This window comes from Pseudomonas vlassakiae, assembly GCF_014269035.2.
GTDB classification, from domain to species: domain Bacteria; phylum Pseudomonadota; class Gammaproteobacteria; order Pseudomonadales; family Pseudomonadaceae; genus Aquipseudomonas; species Aquipseudomonas vlassakiae.
The window spans coordinates 215,359-234,977 of the sequence record NZ_JABWRP020000007.1; the positions used below are offsets into that span (position 1 = coordinate 215,359).

Below are 19,619 nucleotides of genomic sequence, written 5' to 3' on the forward strand. Positions count from 1 at the left end.
GCGCCATTCCAGCCCCACCCCAACGCTCTTACCAGTAGCGAGCCCGCTCGCCTACTGCAGCTTCCTGCATCCCATTTCAGGAGTCAGCCATGCATACAACAACAACTACAGCCCAGCCCCATCACCCTCAGCCTGCGTCAGCCAGCAACCCTTCAGGCCGCTTCAGAAAGTCCATGGGCATGACCGCGCTGGTCCTGTTCGGCCTCGCCTACATGGTCCCGCTTGCCGTCTTCACCACCTATGGCTTGGTCACCCAGATGACCAAGGGCCACCTGCCCATCGCCTACCTCCTCACCCTCGCCGCCATGCTCCTGACGGCCTACAGTTACGGCCGCATGGTCCAGGCCCATCCCTACTCCGGTTCCGTCTACACCTACACACGCAAGGCGTTCGGCAGCCATTTCGGCTTTATCGCCGGCTGGACCTTGCTGCTCGACTACATCTTCCTGCCGCTGCTCAGCTACCTGTTGATCGGCATCTACATGTCCGAGTACTTCCCGACCATCCATGCCTGGGTGTGGGTGGCCGGGTCGATCGCCCTGGTGACCTTCCTCAACCTGATCGGCATCGAGTCGATCACCCGGGTCAACTGGGTCCTGGTGGTGGCTCAGCTGGTGTTCATCGTGGTGTTCGTCGCGCTGTCGATACGCCACATGGACAGCCAGGCCGCGCCGGTGTCGCTGCTGGCGCCGTTCCATCATGAAGGTTTCAGCGTGCCACTGATCATGACCGGCGCGGCGGTGCTGTGCCTGTCGTTCCTCGGCTTCGATGCGGTGTCGACCATGGCCGAGGAAACCAGCAACCCGACCCGGCGCATCCCGCAGGCGATCCTGGCGGTGTCGCTGATCGGTGGCCTGCTGTTCCTGGTGGTGTCGTACTTCGCGCAGATGGTGTTCCCCGACTGGGCCAGCTTCGCCGACCCGGATTCGGCGTCGGTAGACGTGATGCGCCGGGTCGGCGGCGAATACCTGGTGACGGCCTTTACTGCGACCTATGTAGCGGGCTGCTTCGCCTCGGCGATGGTGTCCCAGGCCAGCGTGTCGCGGGTGCTGTTCGCCATGGGCCGCGATGGCGCGCTACCGCGGATGTTTGGCCAGCTGGTGACCAGGAAGCGCGTGCCGGCGACGGCAATCCTGCTGGTCAGCCTGCTGTCGCTGGTGGCGCTGTTCATCACCTTGGACACCGTGGCCAACATGATCAGCTTCGGTGCCCTGTTCGCCTTTTCGGCGGTGAACCTGGCGGTGGTCAAGCACTACCTGGTGGACCAACAGTTGCGTGGGGTGCGCAATGGCCTGCTGTATGGTGCGATTCCGGCGCTCGGCTTCCTCAGCACGATCTGGCTGTGGACCAGCCTTTCGAGCATGTCCTTCGCCATAGGCTTGAGCTGGATGGGCGTCGGGTTCCTCTGCCTGTTCGGCCTGACCAAGGCCTTTCGGGTGAAGCTGCCGGAGTTGCACATGGCCGAGTGATGGGGTGCCTGTGTGTAGGAGCGGATTTATCCGCGATGCGCCGCGCGGGCGGCGCTCGATCGCCCAGGCCCTGCAAATCCATCGCTCTACCCCTTGCGCCGCCTCCAAATGATATGATCCCTCATTAAACGTTTCAGCATGTTTCATAAGGGACCGCAATGTCTGTTCAGGAGTTACCGCCGCTCGCCACGACCAAGGCCAACGTCGGCAAGATGGAAGCTGCCATGGCGCTGGGCAGCTTCGCCATCGGCACTGGCGAATTCGCCATCATGGGCCTGATGCCCGATATCGCCAGCAACTTGCAACTGAGCGAGCCGCAAGTTGGCCATGCCATCAGCGCCTACGCGCTGGGTGTGGTGGTCGGCGCCCCGACCCTGGCCATCCTCGGTGCCAAGCTGCTGCGCAAGCACATGCTGCTGTGGCTGATGGCGCTGTATGCCATCGGCAACCTGGCCACCGCCTTTGCCCCGTCGTTCACCAGCATGGTGGCCTTCCGCTTCATCAGCGGCCTGCCCCACGGCGCCTACTTCGGCATCGCCGCCGTGGTGGCGTCGAGCATGGTGCCGAACAACCAGCGCGCCGGCGCCGTGGCGCGGGTGATGATGGGCCTGACCCTGGCGATGCTGCTGGGCAACCCGGTGGCAACCTTCCTCGGCCAGTTGTTCGGCTGGCGTTCGGCGTTCATCCTGGTCGGTACCATCGCCCTGTGCACCATCGCCCTGGTCTGGCGATACGTGCCGCAGCCCGACGATGAACCCCGCAGCGACCCGCGCAAGGAACTGCAAGCCTTTACCCTGCCGCAGGTATGGATGGCCTTGGGCATTGCCGCGATCGGCTTTGCCGGCATGTTCTGCGTATTCAGCTACCTGGCACCGACCATGCTGCAGGTTACCCAGGTGGCGCCGGAGTGGATCCCCTTCGGCCTGGCCGCGTTCGGCGCCGGCGGTATCATCGGCAACATTGCCGGCGGCAAGCTGTTCGACCGCCTGCAGTTCCGCGCCGTGGGCATCGTGCTGGTATGGTCGGCGGCGGTGCTGCTGTTCTTCAGCGTCGCCGCCCAGGCGCTGTGGTCGGTGCTGTTGGGGATCGGCCTGGTCGGTACCATGATCGCCCTGGCCGCGCCGCTGCAGATCCGCCTGATGGACATCGCCCATGAAGCGCCAAGCCTGGCGGCCGCTTCCAACCATGCCGCCTTCAACCTGGCCAACGCCCTGGGCCCCTGGCTGGGCGGCATGGCCATCAGCGCCGGCCTGGGCTGGACCAGCACCGGTTACATCGGTGCTGCAACCGCCTTGGCGGGGTTGCTGATCTACCTGGTGGCACGCCGTATGAAGGGCGGGCACTGAGCCCCTTCACCGGCCTCTTCGCAGGCTTGCCGCGACGGGGCCGGGATCATCGCTGGGTAATACCCAGCAAGCGTTCCAGCGAGACCCTGGTCGACGGCGCCAGTTCGACTGCCTGCGCCGCACTGCCGTGCAATGCCTTGCCCACCATGTACAACGCCGTGACGCAGTTCGGCGGCAGGTAGCCTTCGTTGCTCCAGGCATGCAGCTGATAGGCAAAGAACGCCGTTGCCTGGGGTTTGTTGGCGACCATGTCCTCGATGCGCGCCAATAGCGTCTCCGAGAGCTCCTCGCGCTCACAGGCCTCCGGGCTTTGCGACAAGGCGTCATTCATGCGTGCAAACAGTTCGCCCGCGCGCGGGCACATCAGCTGTATCGCGCAGCTCCTCAACTGCTGTTGCGGCGTAAACGTCAGCGGCATTTTGTCTGGCACTCCCGTCATCCTAAAGAGATAGCACGTAAGGGTGGGAGTGTCGTGATATCGAAAAAGTGGCACCGCTGTGAAAATAAATTTTTGCAGCGGTCAATGGATCGCCTGCGGCATCGCGAGCTGTGCTCGCGGCGGGGTCTTTTTCGGGCCTGTAAATATCCGTGCAGCGAAGGTATTTTTCACATTCTTCTCACTGCTTGATAACACACCCTGTGTCATCTTTGCATGGCGCATTCTCTTTTTAACTACGCCCCAACTTTCATTAACTTTTGTTTCATATGAAACCCGCATTTCGTTAATTGCCACTCCCTGTCAAACCGTCTGACAATCGCCTCCGCTCATAGCTGAACGCCAGTCCCTGCGCGCTCCAGGCACGAGCTCAAACCTCGATAACAGCCAATAAACTTTTCAGAGGAAGTTTATGAACGCGCCTGCCCCACACATTAACTTCGACCTTCACGAACATATACTGCTGACCGGTGCCACCGGGTTTCTTGGCGGTTCGGTAACGGCCCAACTGATTGCCAACGGCCGTAGCGCCAACCTGTGTTTTCTGGTGCGCGCCGACAGCGCTGAGCAAGGCCTCGAACGCCTGCGCGGCAACCTGCGCCAGCATGGCGTTGCCGAGCGTGACTGCCTGGCCCTGCGCGCCGACCAGATCATATGCGGCGACTTCCTCGATACCCGTTGGCTGGCAGACGCCACACCCCGGCTGATGCAAATCGATCGGGTGATCAACTGCGCGGCGGTGGCTTCGTTCTCGAAGAACCCGAACATCTGGCCGGTCAATGTCGAGGGCACCTACGCCTTCGCCGAAGTGATGAGCCGCTCGACGCGCCTCAAGCGCTTCCTACACGTGGGCACGGCGATGAGCTGCGGGCCGCAACGCGAATCGCCGATCAGCGAGTCCTGGGAGTTCCCGGCTGCCGAGCAGCAGTTGGTCGACTACACCGCCTCGAAGGCCGAAATCGAACGACGCATGAGCGAACAACTGCCGCAACTGCCGTTGGTGGTGGCGCGCCCGTCCATCGTGGTGGGCCACCGCACCCTGGGTTGCCAGGCCTCGGCGAGCATCTTCTGGGTGTTCCGCATGGGCTTTGCCCTGGAGAGTTTCACCTGCGAACTGGACGAACAGATCGATGTGATCCCGGTGGACTACTGCGCCGAAGCACTGATCGGCCTGACCCTCAAGCCACGCCTGGAGCACAACCTGTACCACATCTCCGCCGGCCATCAGGCCGCTTGCACCTTTGCCGAGATTGACCAGGCCTTTGCCCATGCCAATGGCGCGGCGCCCGTGGGCGAACGTTACCGCAAGGTCGATGTCGATGACCTGAAGAGCCTGGCGCAGGACTTCGAAGCGCGCATCGGCCCGGCCAACCCACGCCTGGTTTTGCGCGCCCTGCGCCTGTACAGCGGCTTCGCCGACCTCAACTACCTGTTCGACAACAGCCGTTTGCTTGAAGAAGGCATCGCCGTGCCACCGCGGTTCACCGATTACCTGGATGTATGCGTGAAATCGTCCAGTGGTGTGAGCATCGCCACCCAGATGCAGTGGGATTTCAAGTAAGCCACCCTGCCGAGCATGACCCGGCCCACCTGTGGGATCGGGCATGCCCGCTCCCACAGGATTCGGCGTTACTGCACGTTGACCAGGTTCGGCGGACGCTGGCCGGCCAAGGCGCTTAGCAGGTTGTCCACCGCACAGCGCGCCATGGCCTCCCGCGTCTCATGGGTCGCTGATCCGATGTGCGGCGTCGCCACCACATTGTCGAGCTGCAGCAGCGGCGAATCGGCAGCCAACGGCTCGCGCACGAAGACGTCCAGCCCTGCCCCGCCAATCCGCTTCTGTTGCAGCGCCTCGATCAGGGCGGTCTCATCCACCACCCGCCCGCGGGCAATGTTCACCAGTATCGCCCCGGGCTTCATCAACCCCAGTTCGCGGGCGCCGATCAGGCCCTCGGTCGTGGCACTGAGCGGTACTGTCAGGCACACATAGTCCGACTCGGCCAGCAACCCATCCAGGCTGCAGTAACGCGCCCCATGGCGTGCCTCCACTTCTGGCTTGGCGCGCGAGCTGTGGTACAGCACACGCATGCCGAAGCCGGCCGCGCCCCGCCGGGCCAATGCTTCACCAATGCGCCCCATGCCAACGACCCCCAAGGTCTTGCCGTGCACATCGGTGCCGAAGTGCGCCGGCCCCAGGCTGGCCTGCCATTTCCCCGCACGCACCCAACCGGCCAGCTCCACCACCCGCCGGGCGGTGGCCAGGAGCAGGGCGAAGCCGGTATCGGCGGTGGTTTCGGTGAGCACGTCCGGGGTATTGGTCAGCATCACCCCGCGGCGTGTCAGGTCCGCGATGTCGTAGTTGTCGACGCCCACCGACACGCTGGCAATCACCTCCAGTTGCGGTGCCAGGTCGAGCAGTTCACCGTCCAGGCGCACACTGGCGCCCAACAGGCCATGCGCCCCCGGCAAGGCATCGCGCAGACGCGCCAGGCCATCCGCAGCACGGGTGTCCACCCAGGTCACCTCCACCTGTTCCTCCAGCTTCGCCAGCAAGGCGTCGGACAGGCGTTTGTACAAGACGATGCGTTTCTTCATGGTTGCTTCCTATTGGCTCATGGCCAGGCGTGGGCCGCCGCGCTTGGCCCGGCCTGAGGTCTGTGAGGTTTTCAGTACTGCGGTCAGCGCCACTGCCGTCAGCAGCGCCCCCGACATGAACAGGTAGGAGGCACCCGGGCCGCCAGTGGCGCCGTTCAGGTAGCCCACCAGCCAAGAGCCACCAAACGAACCCAGCGCGCCCATGCTGTTGATCAGCGCCATGGCCCCGCCGGCCACGTTGCTCGGCAGAATCTCCGGCACGATGGCGAAGAACGGGCCATAGGGTGCGTACATGCAGGCACCGGCAAGCACCAGCAGCGCGTAGGACAGCCAGAAATGCTCGGTGCCCAGCGCGTAAGAGCCGTAGAACGCCACGGCAGCGATCAACAGCGGTGGCCAGACGAAACGCTTGCGCTTCTGCAGGCGGTCCGAGGCCCACGACACCCCGACCATGGCCAGCACCGCCGCCATGTACGGCACCGAGGCCAACCAGCCGGCCTCGACGATATCGACATTGGCAGCCTGCTTGAGAATCGACGGCAGCCACAGCACGAAGCCATACACACCGATGCTCCAGCAAAAGTACTGCAACGACAGCACGATCACCTGCGGCGAGCGGAATGCTTCGCGGTAGTTCTTCACCGGTTTGATGCCAAACTGTTCGGCCGCCAGGGCCTGCTCCAGGCTGGCCTTTTCCTGTTCGCTCAGCCACTTCACCTGAGCTGGCCGGTCATCCACCAGGCGCCACCAGATAAAGGCCCAGAGCACCGCCGGCAGGCCTTCGATGATGAACATCCAGCGCCAGTCGAAATGCTTGATCAGGTAGCCCGAGACCACCGACATCCAGAGGATGGTCACCGGGTTGCCCAGCATCAGGAAGGTGTTGGCCCGCGAGCGCTCGGCGCGGGTGAACCAGTGGCACAGGTACACCAGCATGGCCGGCATCACCGCCGCTTCCACCACGCCGAGCAGGAAGCGGATGGCAATCAGCAGGTAGACGTTGCTGATCATCCCGGTCAGGGTCGCCAGGCCGCCCCAGAGGATCAGGCTGACGAAGATCAGTTTCTTCACGCTGCGCTTTTCGGCGTAGATCGCGCCGGGTACCTGGAAGAAGAAGTACCCCAGGAAGAACAGCGCACCCAGCAGCGAAGACAGCACGGGGGTGATCTTCAGGTCGTCGGCCATCCCCGAGGCCGCGGCGAAGCCGTAGTTGGCGCGGTCCAGGTAGGCCAGGCTGTAGGTGATGAAGACGATCGGGATGATGTACCACCAGCGGCGTGGTGCGAGGCGAGTCGGTTGCATGAAACGTTCTCCTGAGCTTGTTGTTTTTGTCGCAACAGGGCCGGCTTGCCGGCGTTCAGCGGTTCAGGCACTTCTGCGCAGTTCGTGCGCTTGCAGTTGATGACGTTGTGGCAGGCCTTCCATGTCGCCACGTGATTGCACGGCGCGGCTGCCGCACCAGTTGCCGCGCGCCACCGCGTCGGCCAGCGGGCGGCCTTCGAGCAGCGCGCTGACCACGCCGACGGCGAAGGCATCGCCGGCCCCCACGGTGTCCACCACCTTGGCCACCGGCACCGGCGCAACCTGCCCCGCAGCATGACGCGTGCGGTAATAGGCACCCGCATCGCCAAGCTTGATCACCACGTGCTCCACCCCCTGGTCGAGGTAGAAGGCAGCGATGTCGGCGGGCGTGTGCTGGCCGGTCAACGAACGGCCTTCTTCCAGGCCCGGCAGCACCCAGTGGGCCTTCACGGCCAGGGCGTTGATCTCACGAATCATGGTCGCGCGGTCAGGCCACAATGACGGGCGCAGGTTCGGGTCGAAGGACACACTGCGCCCGGCCTCGCGCATGCCGTCGACCAGGGCATGGGACAGTGCCCGGCAGCTGGCCGACAGCGCGGGCGGAATGCCGGTGGCATGCAGGTGGCGGGCCTGCAGCAATGCCGGGTCGAGCAGCGCAGTGGAAAGGCGGCTGGCGGCGGAGTCGCTGCGAAAGTACTCCACAACCGGGTCGCTGCCATCATCGCAGCGGCTTTTCAGCTGAAAGCCCGTCGGGCGGCTGCCATCGACTTCGACGCGGCTGCAATCCAGGCCCTCCTGACGCAGGCTGGCCAGCACGAAGCGCCCCAGCGAGTCATCGCCCACGCGGCTCAGCCAGCACACGCGAAAGCCCAGCCGGGCCAGGCCGATGGCCACGTTGCTGTCGGCGCCGGCAATACGCTTGCCAAAGCGGCCAACACTGGCCAGGTCGCCGGTCTGTTCGGCAACGAACATGGCCATGGTTTCACCGAAACACAGCACGTCATGCTCAAGCATGGCTCACCTCCTCGCCCAGCCCCAGCCTGGCCAGGTTGTGCACCTGGGCGCGGGTCAACGCCAACAGGTCATCGCCAACCAGCGGGTATTCGACCGCACGCACCAGCCCGGGGCTGAATTCATCGAACAGCGCCTCCCAGGCCAACAGGTCGGCCGCCTTGGGCGGTACCGCGTGCAAGCGGCCATCTGCGCCTTGCAGCACCGCCTTGCAGTGCACGTAGCGCACCCAGCGGCCGAGCTGGCGAGCGGCCTGCAGCGCCGACTCGCCCTGCCATTGCCAGTTGCCGATGTCGAACGTCATGCCCAGCGGCAAGGCCCAACCTTGTGCGTGCTGGAAGAACCGCAGCAGCGGCTCGATGCGCCCGCCTTGTGGGGTCTGGTCATTTTCCACCAGTAGTACCGGGTTACCCTCGCGCAGCAGCGCCTGCAAGGCACCGACATCGCATTGCTCATGGTAATGCCCAAGCGAGACCTTCAGCGCCACGGCGCCCAGGGCCTTGGCCAGCGCCAGCTTCGCCGGCAGCTGCGGGGCTGGCTCGTCTTGCGCCGTCCATAACTCCAGCGGCGAGGAGTACAGGCACTCAAGGCCCGAGGCGGCGATCGCTGCCGCAAGCGCGGCCGTGTCGGGTGCCTCGTCGAACAACTCTTCGCGCAGTTCGATACGACTGACGCCAGCAGCCGCCAGCAGGTCGATGAAGCCCATCTGGCCACGCTGCCGCACAAGGCTGGCGCCGTAGCTCGAGAGGCTGATGGAAACGGGGTTCTCATGCATTGTTGTTGTCCTTATGAAACCGGTTTCATTTTTTGCTTGCAGCCATGCGGGCAGCCCGGCTGCCCGCAGGTTATCCGTGTGCCTGAGTGGAACCTCGGGTGATCAACTGCGCCTTGAAATCGATGCGTCGCGGTGCATCGCCACTGCCGCGCAGGCGTTCGAGCAGGCACTCGAACGCGGCCACGCCAATGCGCTCGGTAGGCTGGGCCAAGGCAGTGATGCCGCTACCGACCAAGGGGTACCAGTCCAGTTCGTCGAGGGCAATCAGGCCCACGTCAGTGAACAGCTTGCAGCCGGAATCGTGCAGGACCCGGGTAACCGCCAAGGTGGCCACGCCATTGAAGGTGAAGATCGCCTGCGGGCCGTGGCCCTTGCTGGCCAGGAAGGCACCGAGCTTGGCCGGCAGGCCGGTATCGACCTCCAGCAGTTGCTGGCGCATGCCGTTGCGGTTGCTGATCGACGCGGTGAAGGCTTGCACCCGCTCCAGGCGCGAGCTGGTGCCATCCAGCGGTTCGGTGACCGCGAGAATGTCGCGGTAGCCTTGCGCCTGCAGGTGGTCCAGGGCCTGTTCGATGGCATCGGCGTTGTCCAGGCCGACCAGGTCGACCTTCAGCTCCGGGAGTTGCCGGTCGACCAATACCATGGGGATGTCGCGATGGAGGTTGAGCAGTTCGCCGGGGTGGCGGCCGAGCGTGTTCACGATCAGCCCTTCGACGTTGTACGACTGCAGGGCCGTCAGGTGGTGGCGCTCCTGCTCGTCGTCACGGTTGGTGTTGCACACCACCAGGCTGTAACCGTGCTGGCGGCAGGCGGTTTCCACGCCATGCATCACGGCCACTGAATAGGGATTGAGAATGTCGGCCACGAGCATGCCGATCAGACGCGTCTGGCCACGCTTGAGACCGCGGGCCATCTGGTTGGGCCGGTAGCCCAGGCGCTCGATGACCTGTTCGAGGCGCTTGGCGGTGGCCTCAGCCAGTAGCTGGCGATCGCCGCCGATGTAGCGCGAGACCGTGGCCTTGGAAACTCCGGCCACACGTGCCACTTCGCTGATAGTCACCCGCTCGCGGGGACTGGAGGGTGAATCGGTCATTGCGGGTCCCTTGTGATTGTTGTCGGTGACAGCGAATGAAACCGGTTTCAATACAGCAGAACTTGAAGCGATCGTCAACCTGTGGGAGCGGCCTTGTGTCGCGAAAGGGCTGCAAAGCAGCCCCAGGATTTCGGCGAGAAGCAGATATTGTCGGGACCGCTCCGCGGTCCTTTCGCGACACAAGGCCGCTCCCACAGGGGGGAAGTCGGCTTTAGCGCAGGTGTTTCACCTCAGCGGCGCTGACCGCGCGGCCCTGGTTCCCCCAACTGCTGCGAATGAAGTTCACCACATCCGCCACTTCCTGATCACTCAAGCGCCAGCCGAACGCCGGCATGGTGAAGTTCGACGGCGCCGTACGCGTCGCCGGGACGGTCCCGCCCGCCAGCACCACATGGATCAGCGAGGTGGCATCGGCCGTCTGCACCACCGGGTTGCCCGCCAGCGCCGGGAACACCTGGGTATAGCCATGGCCATCGGTGCGGTGGCACGCCGCGCAGTTGTCAATGTACACCGACGCCCCCGGTTTGCTGTCGTCACCCTGCCACAAGGCCTCGGCCACCTGCTTGTCATACACGTGCGGCGTGTCGTTCGGATCGCTTGGCGGCAAGGTCTTCAGGTACCGGGCGATGGCGGTCAGGTCGGCATCGCTCAGGTGCTGCATGCTGTGCTCGACCACATCGCTCATGCCACCGAACACCGCGCTGCGGTCACTGCGGCCAGTCTTGAGGAACTGCACCAGCTGCGCCTCGCTCCAGCTGCCCAGGCCGTCCTTGTGGTCGCCACGCAGGTTCTTGGCGATCCAGCCCTCCAGCGGCGCACTGCCGGCCAGGAACTGCTCGCCATCCGCAGGGCTCAGCGCTTTCTCCTGCATTGTCAGGGCGCGCGGGGTGTGGCAGGCGCCACAGTGGCCCAGGCCTTCGACAAGGTAGGCGCCACGGCTGACCACCGGGTCCGCCCCCGCCGGCGCCTGCCAGGCCTTCACCTCAGGGGCGAAAAGCCCGCGCCAGATCGACAGCGGCCAGCGCATGCTCAGCGGCCAGGGTATATCGGTCGGTTTGTTGGGCTGCGCAACCGGTTCGACGCCTTGCATGAAGTACGCATACAGCGCCTGCATGTCGTCGTCGCTGACCCGCGCATAGGACGGGTACGGCATCGCCGGGTACAAGGTGCTGCCGTCCTTGGCGATACCTTTGCGCACGGCCCGGTCGAAGTCGGCGAAGCTGTACTGGCCGATGCCGCTGGCGTGCGGGGTGATGTTGGTGGAGTACACCGTGCCGATCGGAGTTTCCATCGGCAGCCCGCCGGCAAAGGGTTGGCCGCCCTTGGCGGTGTGGCAGGCCACACAGTCACCGGCGCGGGCCAGATATTCCCCTTTTTTCACCAGGGCCTCGTCGGCCTGGGTGGCCGTAGTAGCGCCCAGCAGCAGGGTGGCGATCAACAGGTTCTTCATGTTCATCGCTCCTCAAGCCTGGACCAGCGGGCCGGGGTTCTTCAGGTACTGCTCGCGGATCGCCCGGGCCGACCAGTAGGTCAGCGCCGCCACCAGGCCAGTGGGGTTGTAGCCCAGGCCCTGGGGGAATGCCGAAGCACCGGGGACGAACACGTTGTGCACGTCCCAGCTCTGCAGGTAGCGGTTCAGCGCGCTGGTCTTCGGGTCGTTGCCCATGATTGCGCCGCCGTTGAGGTGGGTGGTCTGGTAGTTGGCGGTGTTGAAGTGTTCCTTGACCTTCTTGCCGAGCACGGCGATCGACTTGGGGTTCATCGCCTGGGCGATCTTGCTCAGCTTGTCGACCATGAACTGGTTCATCCTGATGTCGTTTTCCTGCCAGTCGAAGGTCATGCGCAGCAGCGGCTGGCCGTAGGCGTCGCGGTAGGTCGGGTCGAGGTCGAGGTAGTTGCCGCGGTACGACTGGTGCGCACCGTGGGCGTCCATCGACACCTGATGGGTGTAGTAGTCGGCCGTGGCCTTTTTCCAGGCGCTGCCCCAGGCCGGGGTGCCCGGTGGCGTGCCGCCTCCGGCGATCGGCCGGGTGCCGGCCTGGTTGACCCACATCGGCGAGCCACCGACGAAGCCATGCGGGCCATGGTCGAAGTTGTCGGCGTTGAAGTCGTCGATGGCCACGCCGTTGCCGCCGGCACCGATGAAGTTGTTGGTGTAGGTATCCTTGTCGAAGAACGCCTTGACCGTGCCCATGTTCTGGTAGGCGAAGTTGCGCCCGACCACGCCTTCGTTCTTGACCGGGTCGTAAGGCTTGCCGATGCCGGACAGCAGCATCAGGCGCACGTTGTTGAACTGGAAGGCGGCGAGAATGACGATGTCCGCTGGCTGCTCCACTTCGCGGCCCTGGGCGTCGATGTAGGTCACGCCGGTGGCCTTGCGCTTGCTGTCGTCGAGGTTCACCCGCAGCACATGAGCATTGGCGCGCAACTCGAAATTCGGCACCTGGCGCAGAGCCGGCAGGATGTTCACGTTCGGCGAAGCCTTGGAGTACATGTAGCAGACGTAGCCGCTGCAGAACCCGCAGAAGTTGCACGGCCCCATCTGCGCGCCGTACGGGTTGGTGTACGGCCCGGAGGTGTTGGCCGACGGCAGGTTGTAGGGCTTGTAGCCAAGGCTGGCCGCGGCCTGTTCGAACAGCTTGGCCGATACCACGTTCTTTTGCGCCGGCAGGGGGAACGGGTTGGAACGGTCAGGCGCGTAGGGGTTGCCGCCCTTCCCTTCGCCCACCAGCTGGCCATTGACGGTCCAGGCCTGGCCCGAGGTGCCGAACACTTTCTCGGCGAAATCGAAGTGCGGCTCGAGCTCCTCGTAGCTGACGCCGAAGTCCTGGATGGTCATGTCTTCGGGAATGAAGCGCTTGCCGTAGCGTTCCTCGTAATGGCTGCGCATGCGCAACTCCATCGGGTCGACCCGAAAGTGCACGCCTGACCAGTGCAGGCCCGCACCGCCAACGCCCTTGCCCGGCAGGAAGGCGCCAAGCTGGCGGTTGGGCAGCGCGACATCGTTGACGCTGTGGCGGATGGTCACGGTCTCTTTCGATACATCGACGAACAGCTTCTTGCGCACGCTGTAGGTCAGCTCGTCGATCACCTGCGGGTAGCTGCCATCCGGGTAGGTGTCCTGCATCGGCCCGCGCTCCAGCGCCACCACCTGCAGCCCGGCTTCGGTGAGCTCCTTGGCCATGATCGCGCCGGCCCAGCCGAAGCCGACGATCACCACGTCAGCCTTTTTCATTGCATTGGCCATGCCTTACGCCCTCTCGCCGCGAATCGAAACTGCCGGGAACGGGTACGGCTCGTTGCGCTCGACCCAGTCCATGAAATCTGCCCGGGCGCCCGGGAAGCCGATCTGCGTCCAGCCGACCATCCCCTTGTTGCCGCCGTGAATCGGGTCGCAAAAGAAGCCTTCGCGGGTGTTCTGCACCAGCAGGCTGAAGAACACCTTGGCCGGCAGCTGCTCGAAAACGATCTCACCGGCTTCGATCTTGCCGAGAATCTTGTCTCGGGTAGCGCTATCTTGCTCGGCAAAGGTTTTACCGCTGGCGTTTTTGCACCAGGCCTGCGCGGCAGCGATGCCCAGGCGGTAGATCTGTTGCGGGCTGAGTTGCAGCTGGTAGCCGAGCTCCGGGGCGGCATCGGCCTTGAACGGGCCTTGCATGTACCACTGGGCGCCCGTGGCGTAAGGGGTGTTCATCTGGCGGTCGATGAATTCGGCAGCGCCCGCTTCCAGTGCGCCGGGGCCGAGTTCGTCGGCGGGGATGATGCGCGACACGGCCGCTTGCACGAAGGCCCATTCTTCGGCGGTGAAGAAGGTTGGCTGATAGTTGCCTGGCGGTGGCGTGGCCGGCACCTTGCCGTGCAAGCGATCGTCGCGCACCGGCTCGGCCAGCAGCTGGCTGGCACCGAGGCCGGTACCGGCCACGGTGACCACCGGGATCAGGGTCAAGGTCTTGCGCAGGAAGTCCCGGCGCGGATTATCGGGGGCATGCTCAGGCATTTCAGGTCCTCATCAGCATAGGGGCGGCCTTGGGTTGCGCCATCTGGTGTCCCGGCCTGGGCCGGAAAAGCCGCGTAATCTAGCGGGTTTGCACATCTTTTGAAACCGGTTTCATGCCCTGCGACATCCTGAACCTTGACACTCATCGCTCCAGGGGACCCTGCAATACTTCAAAATTCGAAGGTGTACCCCACGATCACCCGGTTCTCGTCCGCCGCATCGGCAAAGTTCGAGCGCATGCTCGCATTGCGCCAGCGCAGCGACACGTTCCTGAGCGCACCTGACTGAACCACATAGGTGATGTCCGTGGTCCGCTCCCACTCCTCGCCTTCTCCGCCCCGTGCCGCGAGCGCCCTGCCCTTGGCCGTGGCGATACGCTGCGGGTCGACCTGGTCACCCTTCACGTAGCGCACGTTGAAGGTCAGCCCCGGCATACCCAAAGCGGCAAAGTTGTAGTCATAGCGCAGCATCCACGCACGCTCGTTGGCCAGGGCGAAGGTGCTGACCTGCTGTTCACTGAACAGGTAGGTATCGGTGCCGCCCACATAGGCGTAGGCGGTATCGCCGCTGACCTTCTGGTAGCCACCACTGAAGGTATGGCCGTGCAGGCTGTAGCCGAAGTTGGTGCTCAAGGTGCGGTTGTCCACCTCCCCCAGCAACGCCCTGCCCTGTTCCCTGGCGTTGAACCAGCGCCACTCGGTGAACGCCTCACCCGGCCCCGCGGCGAGGCGGTACTTGAAGCCAGCGAAATCACGGCGGAACAGGTCTTCGAGCTCGCTGGTGTGCAGGCTCACGGTCAGGTTCTTCAGCGGCTGGTAATCCGCCCCGGCGTAATACAAGCGGTCACTGCTCACCGTCGCTGAATAGGCGCCCTGTTGCGCCATCGCCGTCAGGTCCTCGAAATCGCTGGAGTCGCGCAGTTTGGTCGCATCGACCTGCAGTACGGTGAAACTGAAATCGTCCAGATCCTTGCTGACCAACTGCGCCCCGTGGAACCACTGTGGGAACAGGCGACTGTAGTTCGACGCCAGCAACGGCAATTGTGGGCTCAGCCCACCGACCTGCAACTCGGTCCGCGACAGCTTCGCCTTGAACGTGGCAACCGCCTTGCCATACTCGTCCGCTGCGCGCTTGTCGCTGCCTCGCGGCAACAACCCGGTGCCGCTGCGGTCGGGCGAAGAATCGAGCTTGAGGCCCAGCATGCCGGCCGCATCCAGGCCAAAGCCGACAACCCCGTCCGTGTAGCCAGACTGCCACTTGAGCATGAAGCCCTGGGCCCACTCGCCGCGCCGCGACTGGCTGGCGGTATCGCCATGGAAATCACGGTCGAAGTAGAAGTTGCGCAGCTCCAGGCTGCCCTTGCCATCGTCGACAAAACCTGCCTGAGCCGCCTGGCACGCGCAGCCAAGCGCCGCGAGCATCAGCGATGCCCGCCGGGAGAGGGAAATGTTCATGGTTACGCCTTGTTGTTGTTCTTGTTGGAAAGCGTTGCTGTTCAGGCCTTGGGGTTTCTGACGTAGCGCATCACCACCAGGCAGGCGATCAGGATCAGCGGGGCAATCGACAGCATGCCCATATAGCTGCTGCCGGTCAGGTCGTTGATCTTGCCCACCATCACCGGCGCGACGATGCCGCTCAGCTGGCCGACCGAGTTGATCGCTGCGGTGCCGGTGGCAATGGCCAGGCCCGAGAAGGTCGACTGCGGAATGGTCCAGAAGATCGGAATGGCGATGAAGGTGCCCGCCGTGGCCAGTACCAGCGCCGCCATCATCGCCCAGGACGAATCGGCGTACAGGCAGGCCAACAGGTAGCCCAGCGCCGAGGCCAGCAGACAATAAACGAGGTAGCGCTTGCGCTCGCCGGTGCGGTCGGAGCGCCGGGTCAGCAGCACCATGCCGATGCAGGCCACTACATAGGGCAGTGCCGACAGCATGCCGACCCACAGCATGTCCTGCACGCCGGACGACTTGATCAGGTGCGGCATCCAGAAGTTCAGGCCGTAGGAAGCGGTTTTCACCACGTAGTAGATGAACGCCATGATCGCCACTTCACGGGTCAGCAGCACCCGCCAGATCGATCCCAGCACCGGCTTCTGCACGCGCCTGTCCTGGGCCAGGTTCTCCGCCAGCAGGTCTTTTTCCGGGCGGCTCAGCCATTTGGCCGACTCGATGTCGCGGTCCAGCTTCCACAGCACCAGCCCGCCCAGCAGCACGCACGGCAACCCCGACATCAGGAACAGCCAGTGCCAACCCGCCAGGCCCAGCACGCCGTCCATGGTCCCCAGCAGGAAACCCGCTGCCGGCCCACCCACCGCGCCGGCCAGGGGCACGGCGAGGAACCACAGCCCGTTCATCTTCGCCAGGTGCTTACGGGGGAACCAGCAGGCCAGGTAGAACAGGATCGCCGGGCCGAAACCGGCCTCCATCACCCCGATCAGGAAGCGCAGGAAATACAACGTGTACTGGGTGTAGGCGAACACCAGCGCTGCCGTGGCCAGGCCCCACGACACCATGATCCGGCAGATCCAGGCCGGCGCTCCGTAGCGCTTGAGGCCCAGGCTGCTCGGCACTTCGAACAACACGTAGCCGATGAAGAACATGCTCGCGGCCAGGCCATAGGCCGCGTCGCTCAGGCCCAGTTCAGCCTGCATCTGGGTCTTGGCAAAGCTGATGTTGATGCGGTCGAAATAGGAAAACAGGAAGCAGATGATGGCCAGCGGCATGATGCGCCAGGCCACGCGGCGGTACAGCAGCAGTTCGTCAATGTGGCTGTCGGCGCGCTCGCGCGCCACTTCGCCGGTCAAGGCAACCATGGTGGATCTCCATTCTTGTAATTATTGGAGAGCGACGGCGCCCGGTGTGGGCGCCGCGTGCAACGAATCAACCAATGCGCACGAGCTTGTCCTTGAAGGCCTGGCCCTTGCGCACGTATTCGGCGGCATTGGCGTGCATGCCGGCGATGGCCTCAGGGCTCAGTTCACGCACCACCTTGGCTGGCGCCCCCAGGATCAGCGAGTTGTCGGGGAACACCTTGCCTTCAGTGACGATGGCGCCGGCACCGACCAGGCAGTTGCGGCCGATCACCGCGCCATTGAGCACCACGGCCTGGATTCCGACCAGCGCGCCATCGCCGATGCTGCAGCCATGCAGCATGGCCTGGTGGCCGATGGTGACATTGCGGCCCACGGTCAGGGCAAAGCCCGGGTCGGCATGCAGCACCGCCCCTTCCTGCACATTGCTTTGCTGACCGATACGGATCGGCTCGTTGTCACCGCGCAGCACCGCCTGCGGCCACACGCTCGTGCCCTGTTCCAGGGTGACGTCGCCGATGACCGTGGCATCCTCGGCAACGAAAGTTTCCGGATGAATGTGCGGCATCAGTGTGTCGTATCGATAGATTGCCATTCAGTGCACTCCCTGGGCCTGGTCGTCGGTTTTCAGCACACCGGCCGCGCACAGCTCGGCGATGTGTTCGTCGCTGTAGCCCAGCTCGCGCATGACCTTGTGCGTGTGTTCGCCAATCCGCGGGATCGGCCGGCGCGGCTGCAGGCGCTGGCCGTCCAGCGACAGCGGCAGCAAGGGCATCGGCGTGCTGCTGCCATCTTCCAGCAGCAGGTCCGCCATGCCACCGCTCTGGGTCAGGTGCGGGTCTTCGAACAGTTCTTCCGGGCGGCGGATCGGCGCGAACGGAATGCTGTTGGCCTCCAGTTCCAAGGCCAATTGCTGGGCGTCAAGATTGGCGAACACCTCGGCCAGGTGCGCCAGCAGCCGTGGCCGTTGCAGTACCCGATCATTGTTGGTGGCCAAGGTCGGGTCATCGAGCAAAGCCGTCTGGCCCAATAGGCGGCACAGGGCCTGCCACTGGCCTTCACCCGTGGCAGCGACGAACATCTGCTCGCCGCCGGCGAAGGTGAACACGTCATAAATGGCCCAGGCACTGATGCGGTTGGGCATCGGCGCCGCGGCTTGGCCGGTCACTACGTACTGCTGCATGTGCTGGGCCGCAAGCAACACACAGTTCTCGTACAACGCGCTCTGCACTTCGCGGCCGACACCCGTGGTGGTGCGCTCGTTGAGCGCGGCCAGCACACCAATGGCGCCGAACATGCCCCCCATGATGTCGTTCACCGAACTGCCGGCGCGCAGAGGGCGCCCCACCGGCCCGGTCATGTAGGCAAGGCCCGCCATCATCTGCACCACTTCATCCAGGGCCAGGCGGTTGTCGTACGGGCCACTGAGGAAGCCCTTGTGCGAGGCATAGATCAGCCGGGGGTTACGCTGGCGGAGCGTGGCGTAATCGAAACCCAGCGTGTGCATGCGCCCGGGCTTGAAGTTTTCGATGAACACGTCGGCGCTGTCGATCAGCGCCAGCACCGCCTCACGGCCCTGGGGCGTGTCGAGGTCGACGGCGATGCACTGCTTGTTGCGGTTGAAGGTACGGAAGAACCCCGCCCCCGCCCCGAGCAACCGGCGTGTGCCGTCACCACGGGTGGGCTCGACCTTGATCACTTCGGCACCCAGGTCGCCAAGGATCATGCCGCAGGTGGGGCCCATGACCATGTGCGAAATCTCGACGACACGAATGCCGTCCAAAGGGAGTCTGGACATTAGGCATTTCCTGGATAGTTGAGCGGCAGGCCGGCGCGGGCGATGGCGCCGTAAAGCGGTTCATCCGGCAGCGCCTCACGCAGCAGCTGGCGCGAGGCGATCAGCGCCGGCAGGTCGATGCCGGTGTCGAAGCCCATGCTCTGCAGCATGAACACCAGGTCCTCGGTCACCGTGTTGCCCGAGGCACCCGGTGCGAACGGGCAACCGCCAAGCCCGGCAAGCGATGCATCCAGCTCGCGGATGCCCTGCTGCACCGCCACCAGGCTGTTGGCCAGAGCCAGGCCACGGGTGTCGTGGAAGTGCGCGGCGCGCAGGCGTTCGCCGGCAATGGCACGCACGGCCTGGATCACCGTCGCTACCTGGCCAGGGTTGGCATAGCCCGTAGTGTCGCCCAGCGAAACCAGGTCGCAGCCGGCCTCGATCACCTGTCGGGTCAGCTCGCACAGGTCGGCCAGGGGCACCTCACCCTGGCGGGTGCAGCCAAAGGCCACCGACATGCCGGCGATCATCTGCACCTCATGACGCCCCAGTTCGCTGCGCAGCTGGCACATGCGCCCCAGCTCTTCGACCATCTCCTGTGGCGTGCGCCGCACGTTGGCCAGGCTGTGGGCCATGCTGACCGATACCGGCGCGATAATCCGCTGGGCGCCGGACTCCAGCGCATCCTGCGCACCGCGCAGATTAGGCGCCAGCACCGTCACCAGCAGGTCGGGATAGGTCAGGGCGTGGGCCACCACTTGCCTGGCATCGGCCATCTGGGGCAGCAGCCGGGCCGGCACGAACGAGGCGACTTCCATATGGCGCACGCCAGCGGCATAGGCACCGTCGATCCAGCGCAGCTTGGCGGCGGTCGGCATCACCGCTTGCAGGCTTTGCAGCCCATCGCGCATGCCGACTTCGTTGATTGTTATTGTTGTCATCACGGTCTCTCTGTCTGAAGCGTGGAGCCAGACTAAGAGCAGCACGGCAGGCAGAAAAGACGTGTTTC

General features: G+C 64.4%; 16 protein-coding genes and 1 pseudogene. 3 read left to right on the forward strand and 14 right to left on the reverse strand.

The genetic code is table 11. The annotated features are described in order from the left end of the window. Positions 1-89: 89 nt before the first annotated feature. A complete protein-coding gene (locus HU738_RS11865; protein WP_186602455.1) occupies positions 90-1,469 on the forward strand; it encodes an APC family permease in 1,380 nt (459 codons plus the stop codon). Between the two features lie 158 nt (positions 1,470-1,627). Continuing rightward, positions 1,628-2,815, forward strand: a complete 1,188-nt coding sequence (locus HU738_RS11870; RefSeq protein ID WP_186602457.1) for an MFS transporter — start codon at positions 1,628-1,630, stop codon at positions 2,813-2,815. 46 nt (positions 2,816-2,861) lie between these two features. Here the strand turns inward: HU738_RS11870 and HU738_RS11875 are convergent, their stop codons facing one another. Then, positions 2,862-3,146 carry a hypothetical protein gene (locus HU738_RS11875; protein WP_186602459.1) on the reverse strand — a complete coding sequence of 95 codons (285 nt, stop codon included), beginning with the start codon at positions 3,144-3,146 and terminating at the stop codon, positions 2,862-2,864. A gap of 517 nt (positions 3,147-3,663) precedes the next feature. Here HU738_RS11875 and cprA point away from each other — a divergent pair. After that, the gene (cprA, locus tag HU738_RS11880) at positions 3,664-4,812 is read left to right on the forward strand and encodes a cationic peptide resistance protein CprA (protein WP_176507231.1); all 1,149 of its coding nucleotides are present in this window, start codon (positions 3,664-3,666) and stop codon (positions 4,810-4,812) included. Positions 4,813-4,880: 68 nt separating this feature from the next. Here cprA and HU738_RS11885 read toward each other — a convergent pair whose 3' ends face one another. From HU738_RS11885 to HU738_RS11945, 13 genes and pseudogenes are all read right to left on the reverse strand, one after another. Next, entirely contained in the window at positions 4,881-5,846 is a 966-nt protein-coding gene (locus tag HU738_RS11885; RefSeq protein ID WP_186602460.1) for a 2-hydroxyacid dehydrogenase, read from the reverse strand. Between the two features lie 17 nt (positions 5,847-5,863). After that, positions 5,864-7,148 (reverse strand): annotated as a pseudogene (locus tag HU738_RS11890) (MFS transporter). Between the two features lie 63 nt (positions 7,149-7,211). Further along, entirely contained in the window at positions 7,212-8,162 is a 951-nt protein-coding gene (locus tag HU738_RS11895) for a sugar kinase (protein ID WP_186602462.1), read from the reverse strand. Further along, positions 8,155-8,934, reverse strand: a complete 780-nt coding sequence (locus tag HU738_RS11900; protein WP_186602464.1) for an AP endonuclease — start codon at positions 8,932-8,934, stop codon at positions 8,155-8,157. Before HU738_RS11900 ends, HU738_RS11895 begins: the two co-directional genes overlap by 8 nt. A 70-nt stretch (positions 8,935-9,004) precedes the next feature. After that, on the reverse strand, positions 9,005-10,027 hold the full coding sequence (locus tag HU738_RS11905; RefSeq protein ID WP_176507235.1) for a LacI family DNA-binding transcriptional regulator: 1,023 nt from the start codon (positions 10,025-10,027) through the stop codon (positions 9,005-9,007). Between the two features lie 211 nt (positions 10,028-10,238). Continuing rightward, positions 10,239-11,477, reverse strand: a complete 1,239-nt coding sequence (locus tag HU738_RS11910; RefSeq protein WP_186602466.1) for a cytochrome c — start codon at positions 11,475-11,477, stop codon at positions 10,239-10,241. A gap of 12 nt (positions 11,478-11,489) precedes the next feature. Further along, the gene (locus HU738_RS11915; protein ID WP_186602468.1) at positions 11,490-13,274 is read right to left on the reverse strand and encodes a GMC family oxidoreductase; all 1,785 of its coding nucleotides are present in this window, start codon (positions 13,272-13,274) and stop codon (positions 11,490-11,492) included. A gap of 3 nt (positions 13,275-13,277) precedes the next feature. Beyond that, on the reverse strand, positions 13,278-14,024 hold the full coding sequence (locus HU738_RS11920) for a gluconate 2-dehydrogenase subunit 3 family protein (protein WP_186602470.1): 747 nt from the start codon (positions 14,022-14,024) through the stop codon (positions 13,278-13,280). A gap of 170 nt (positions 14,025-14,194) precedes the next feature. Continuing rightward, positions 14,195-15,478: an OprD family porin gene (locus HU738_RS11925; RefSeq protein WP_186602472.1), complete on the reverse strand. Its 1,284-nt coding sequence runs from the start codon at positions 15,476-15,478 to the stop codon at positions 14,195-14,197. A gap of 41 nt (positions 15,479-15,519) precedes the next feature. Further along, complete coding sequence (locus HU738_RS11930) at positions 15,520-16,836, reverse strand: MFS transporter (protein WP_186602474.1); 1,317 nt, start codon at positions 16,834-16,836, stop codon at positions 15,520-15,522. A gap of 67 nt (positions 16,837-16,903) precedes the next feature. Further along, complete coding sequence (locus HU738_RS11935) at positions 16,904-17,428, reverse strand: gamma carbonic anhydrase family protein (protein WP_186602476.1); 525 nt, start codon at positions 17,426-17,428, stop codon at positions 16,904-16,906. Beyond that, positions 17,429-18,631 carry a CaiB/BaiF CoA transferase family protein gene (locus HU738_RS11940; protein ID WP_186602478.1) on the reverse strand — a complete coding sequence of 401 codons (1,203 nt, stop codon included), beginning with the start codon at positions 18,629-18,631 and terminating at the stop codon, positions 17,429-17,431. Continuing rightward, a complete protein-coding gene (locus HU738_RS11945; protein WP_186602480.1) occupies positions 18,631-19,551 on the reverse strand; it encodes a hydroxymethylglutaryl-CoA lyase in 921 nt (306 codons plus the stop codon). Before HU738_RS11945 ends, HU738_RS11940 begins: the two co-directional genes overlap by 1 nt. Positions 19,552-19,619: the final 68 nt, after the last annotated feature.

Bases quoted from the DNA above. Each gene is read 5' to 3' on its own strand.
- HU738_RS11865 (WP_186602455.1), top strand. From the start codon at position 90: ATGCATACAACAACAACTACAGCCCAGCCCCATCACCCTCAGCCTGCG.
- HU738_RS11870 (WP_186602457.1), top strand. From the start codon at position 1,628: ATGTCTGTTCAGGAGTTACCGCCGCTCGCCACGACCAAGGCCAACGTC.
- HU738_RS11875 (WP_186602459.1), bottom strand. From the start codon at position 3,146: ATGAATGACGCCTTGTCGCAAAGCCCGGAGGCCTGTGAGCGCGAGGAG.
- cprA (WP_176507231.1), top strand. From the start codon at position 3,664: ATGAACGCGCCTGCCCCACACATTAACTTCGACCTTCACGAACATATA.
- HU738_RS11885 (WP_186602460.1), bottom strand. From the start codon at position 5,846: ATGAAGAAACGCATCGTCTTGTACAAACGCCTGTCCGACGCCTTGCTG.
- HU738_RS11895 (WP_186602462.1), bottom strand. From the start codon at position 8,162: ATGCTTGAGCATGACGTGCTGTGTTTCGGTGAAACCATGGCCATGTTC.
- HU738_RS11900 (WP_186602464.1), bottom strand. From the start codon at position 8,934: ATGCATGAGAACCCCGTTTCCATCAGCCTCTCGAGCTACGGCGCCAGC.
- HU738_RS11905 (WP_176507235.1), bottom strand. From the start codon at position 10,027: ATGACCGATTCACCCTCCAGTCCCCGCGAGCGGGTGACTATCAGCGAA.
- HU738_RS11910 (WP_186602466.1), bottom strand. From the start codon at position 11,477: ATGAAGAACCTGTTGATCGCCACCCTGCTGCTGGGCGCTACTACGGCC.
- HU738_RS11915 (WP_186602468.1), bottom strand. From the start codon at position 13,274: ATGGCCAATGCAATGAAAAAGGCTGACGTGGTGATCGTCGGCTTCGGC.
- HU738_RS11920 (WP_186602470.1), bottom strand. From the start codon at position 14,024: ATGCCTGAGCATGCCCCCGATAATCCGCGCCGGGACTTCCTGCGCAAG.
- HU738_RS11925 (WP_186602472.1), bottom strand. From the start codon at position 15,478: ATGAACATTTCCCTCTCCCGGCGGGCATCGCTGATGCTCGCGGCGCTT.
- HU738_RS11930 (WP_186602474.1), bottom strand. From the start codon at position 16,836: ATGGTTGCCTTGACCGGCGAAGTGGCGCGCGAGCGCGCCGACAGCCAC.
- HU738_RS11935 (WP_186602476.1), bottom strand. From the start codon at position 17,428: ATGGCAATCTATCGATACGACACACTGATGCCGCACATTCATCCGGAA.
- HU738_RS11940 (WP_186602478.1), bottom strand. From the start codon at position 18,631: ATGTCCAGACTCCCTTTGGACGGCATTCGTGTCGTCGAGATTTCGCAC.
- HU738_RS11945 (WP_186602480.1), bottom strand. From the start codon at position 19,551: ATGACAACAATAACAATCAACGAAGTCGGCATGCGCGATGGGCTGCAA.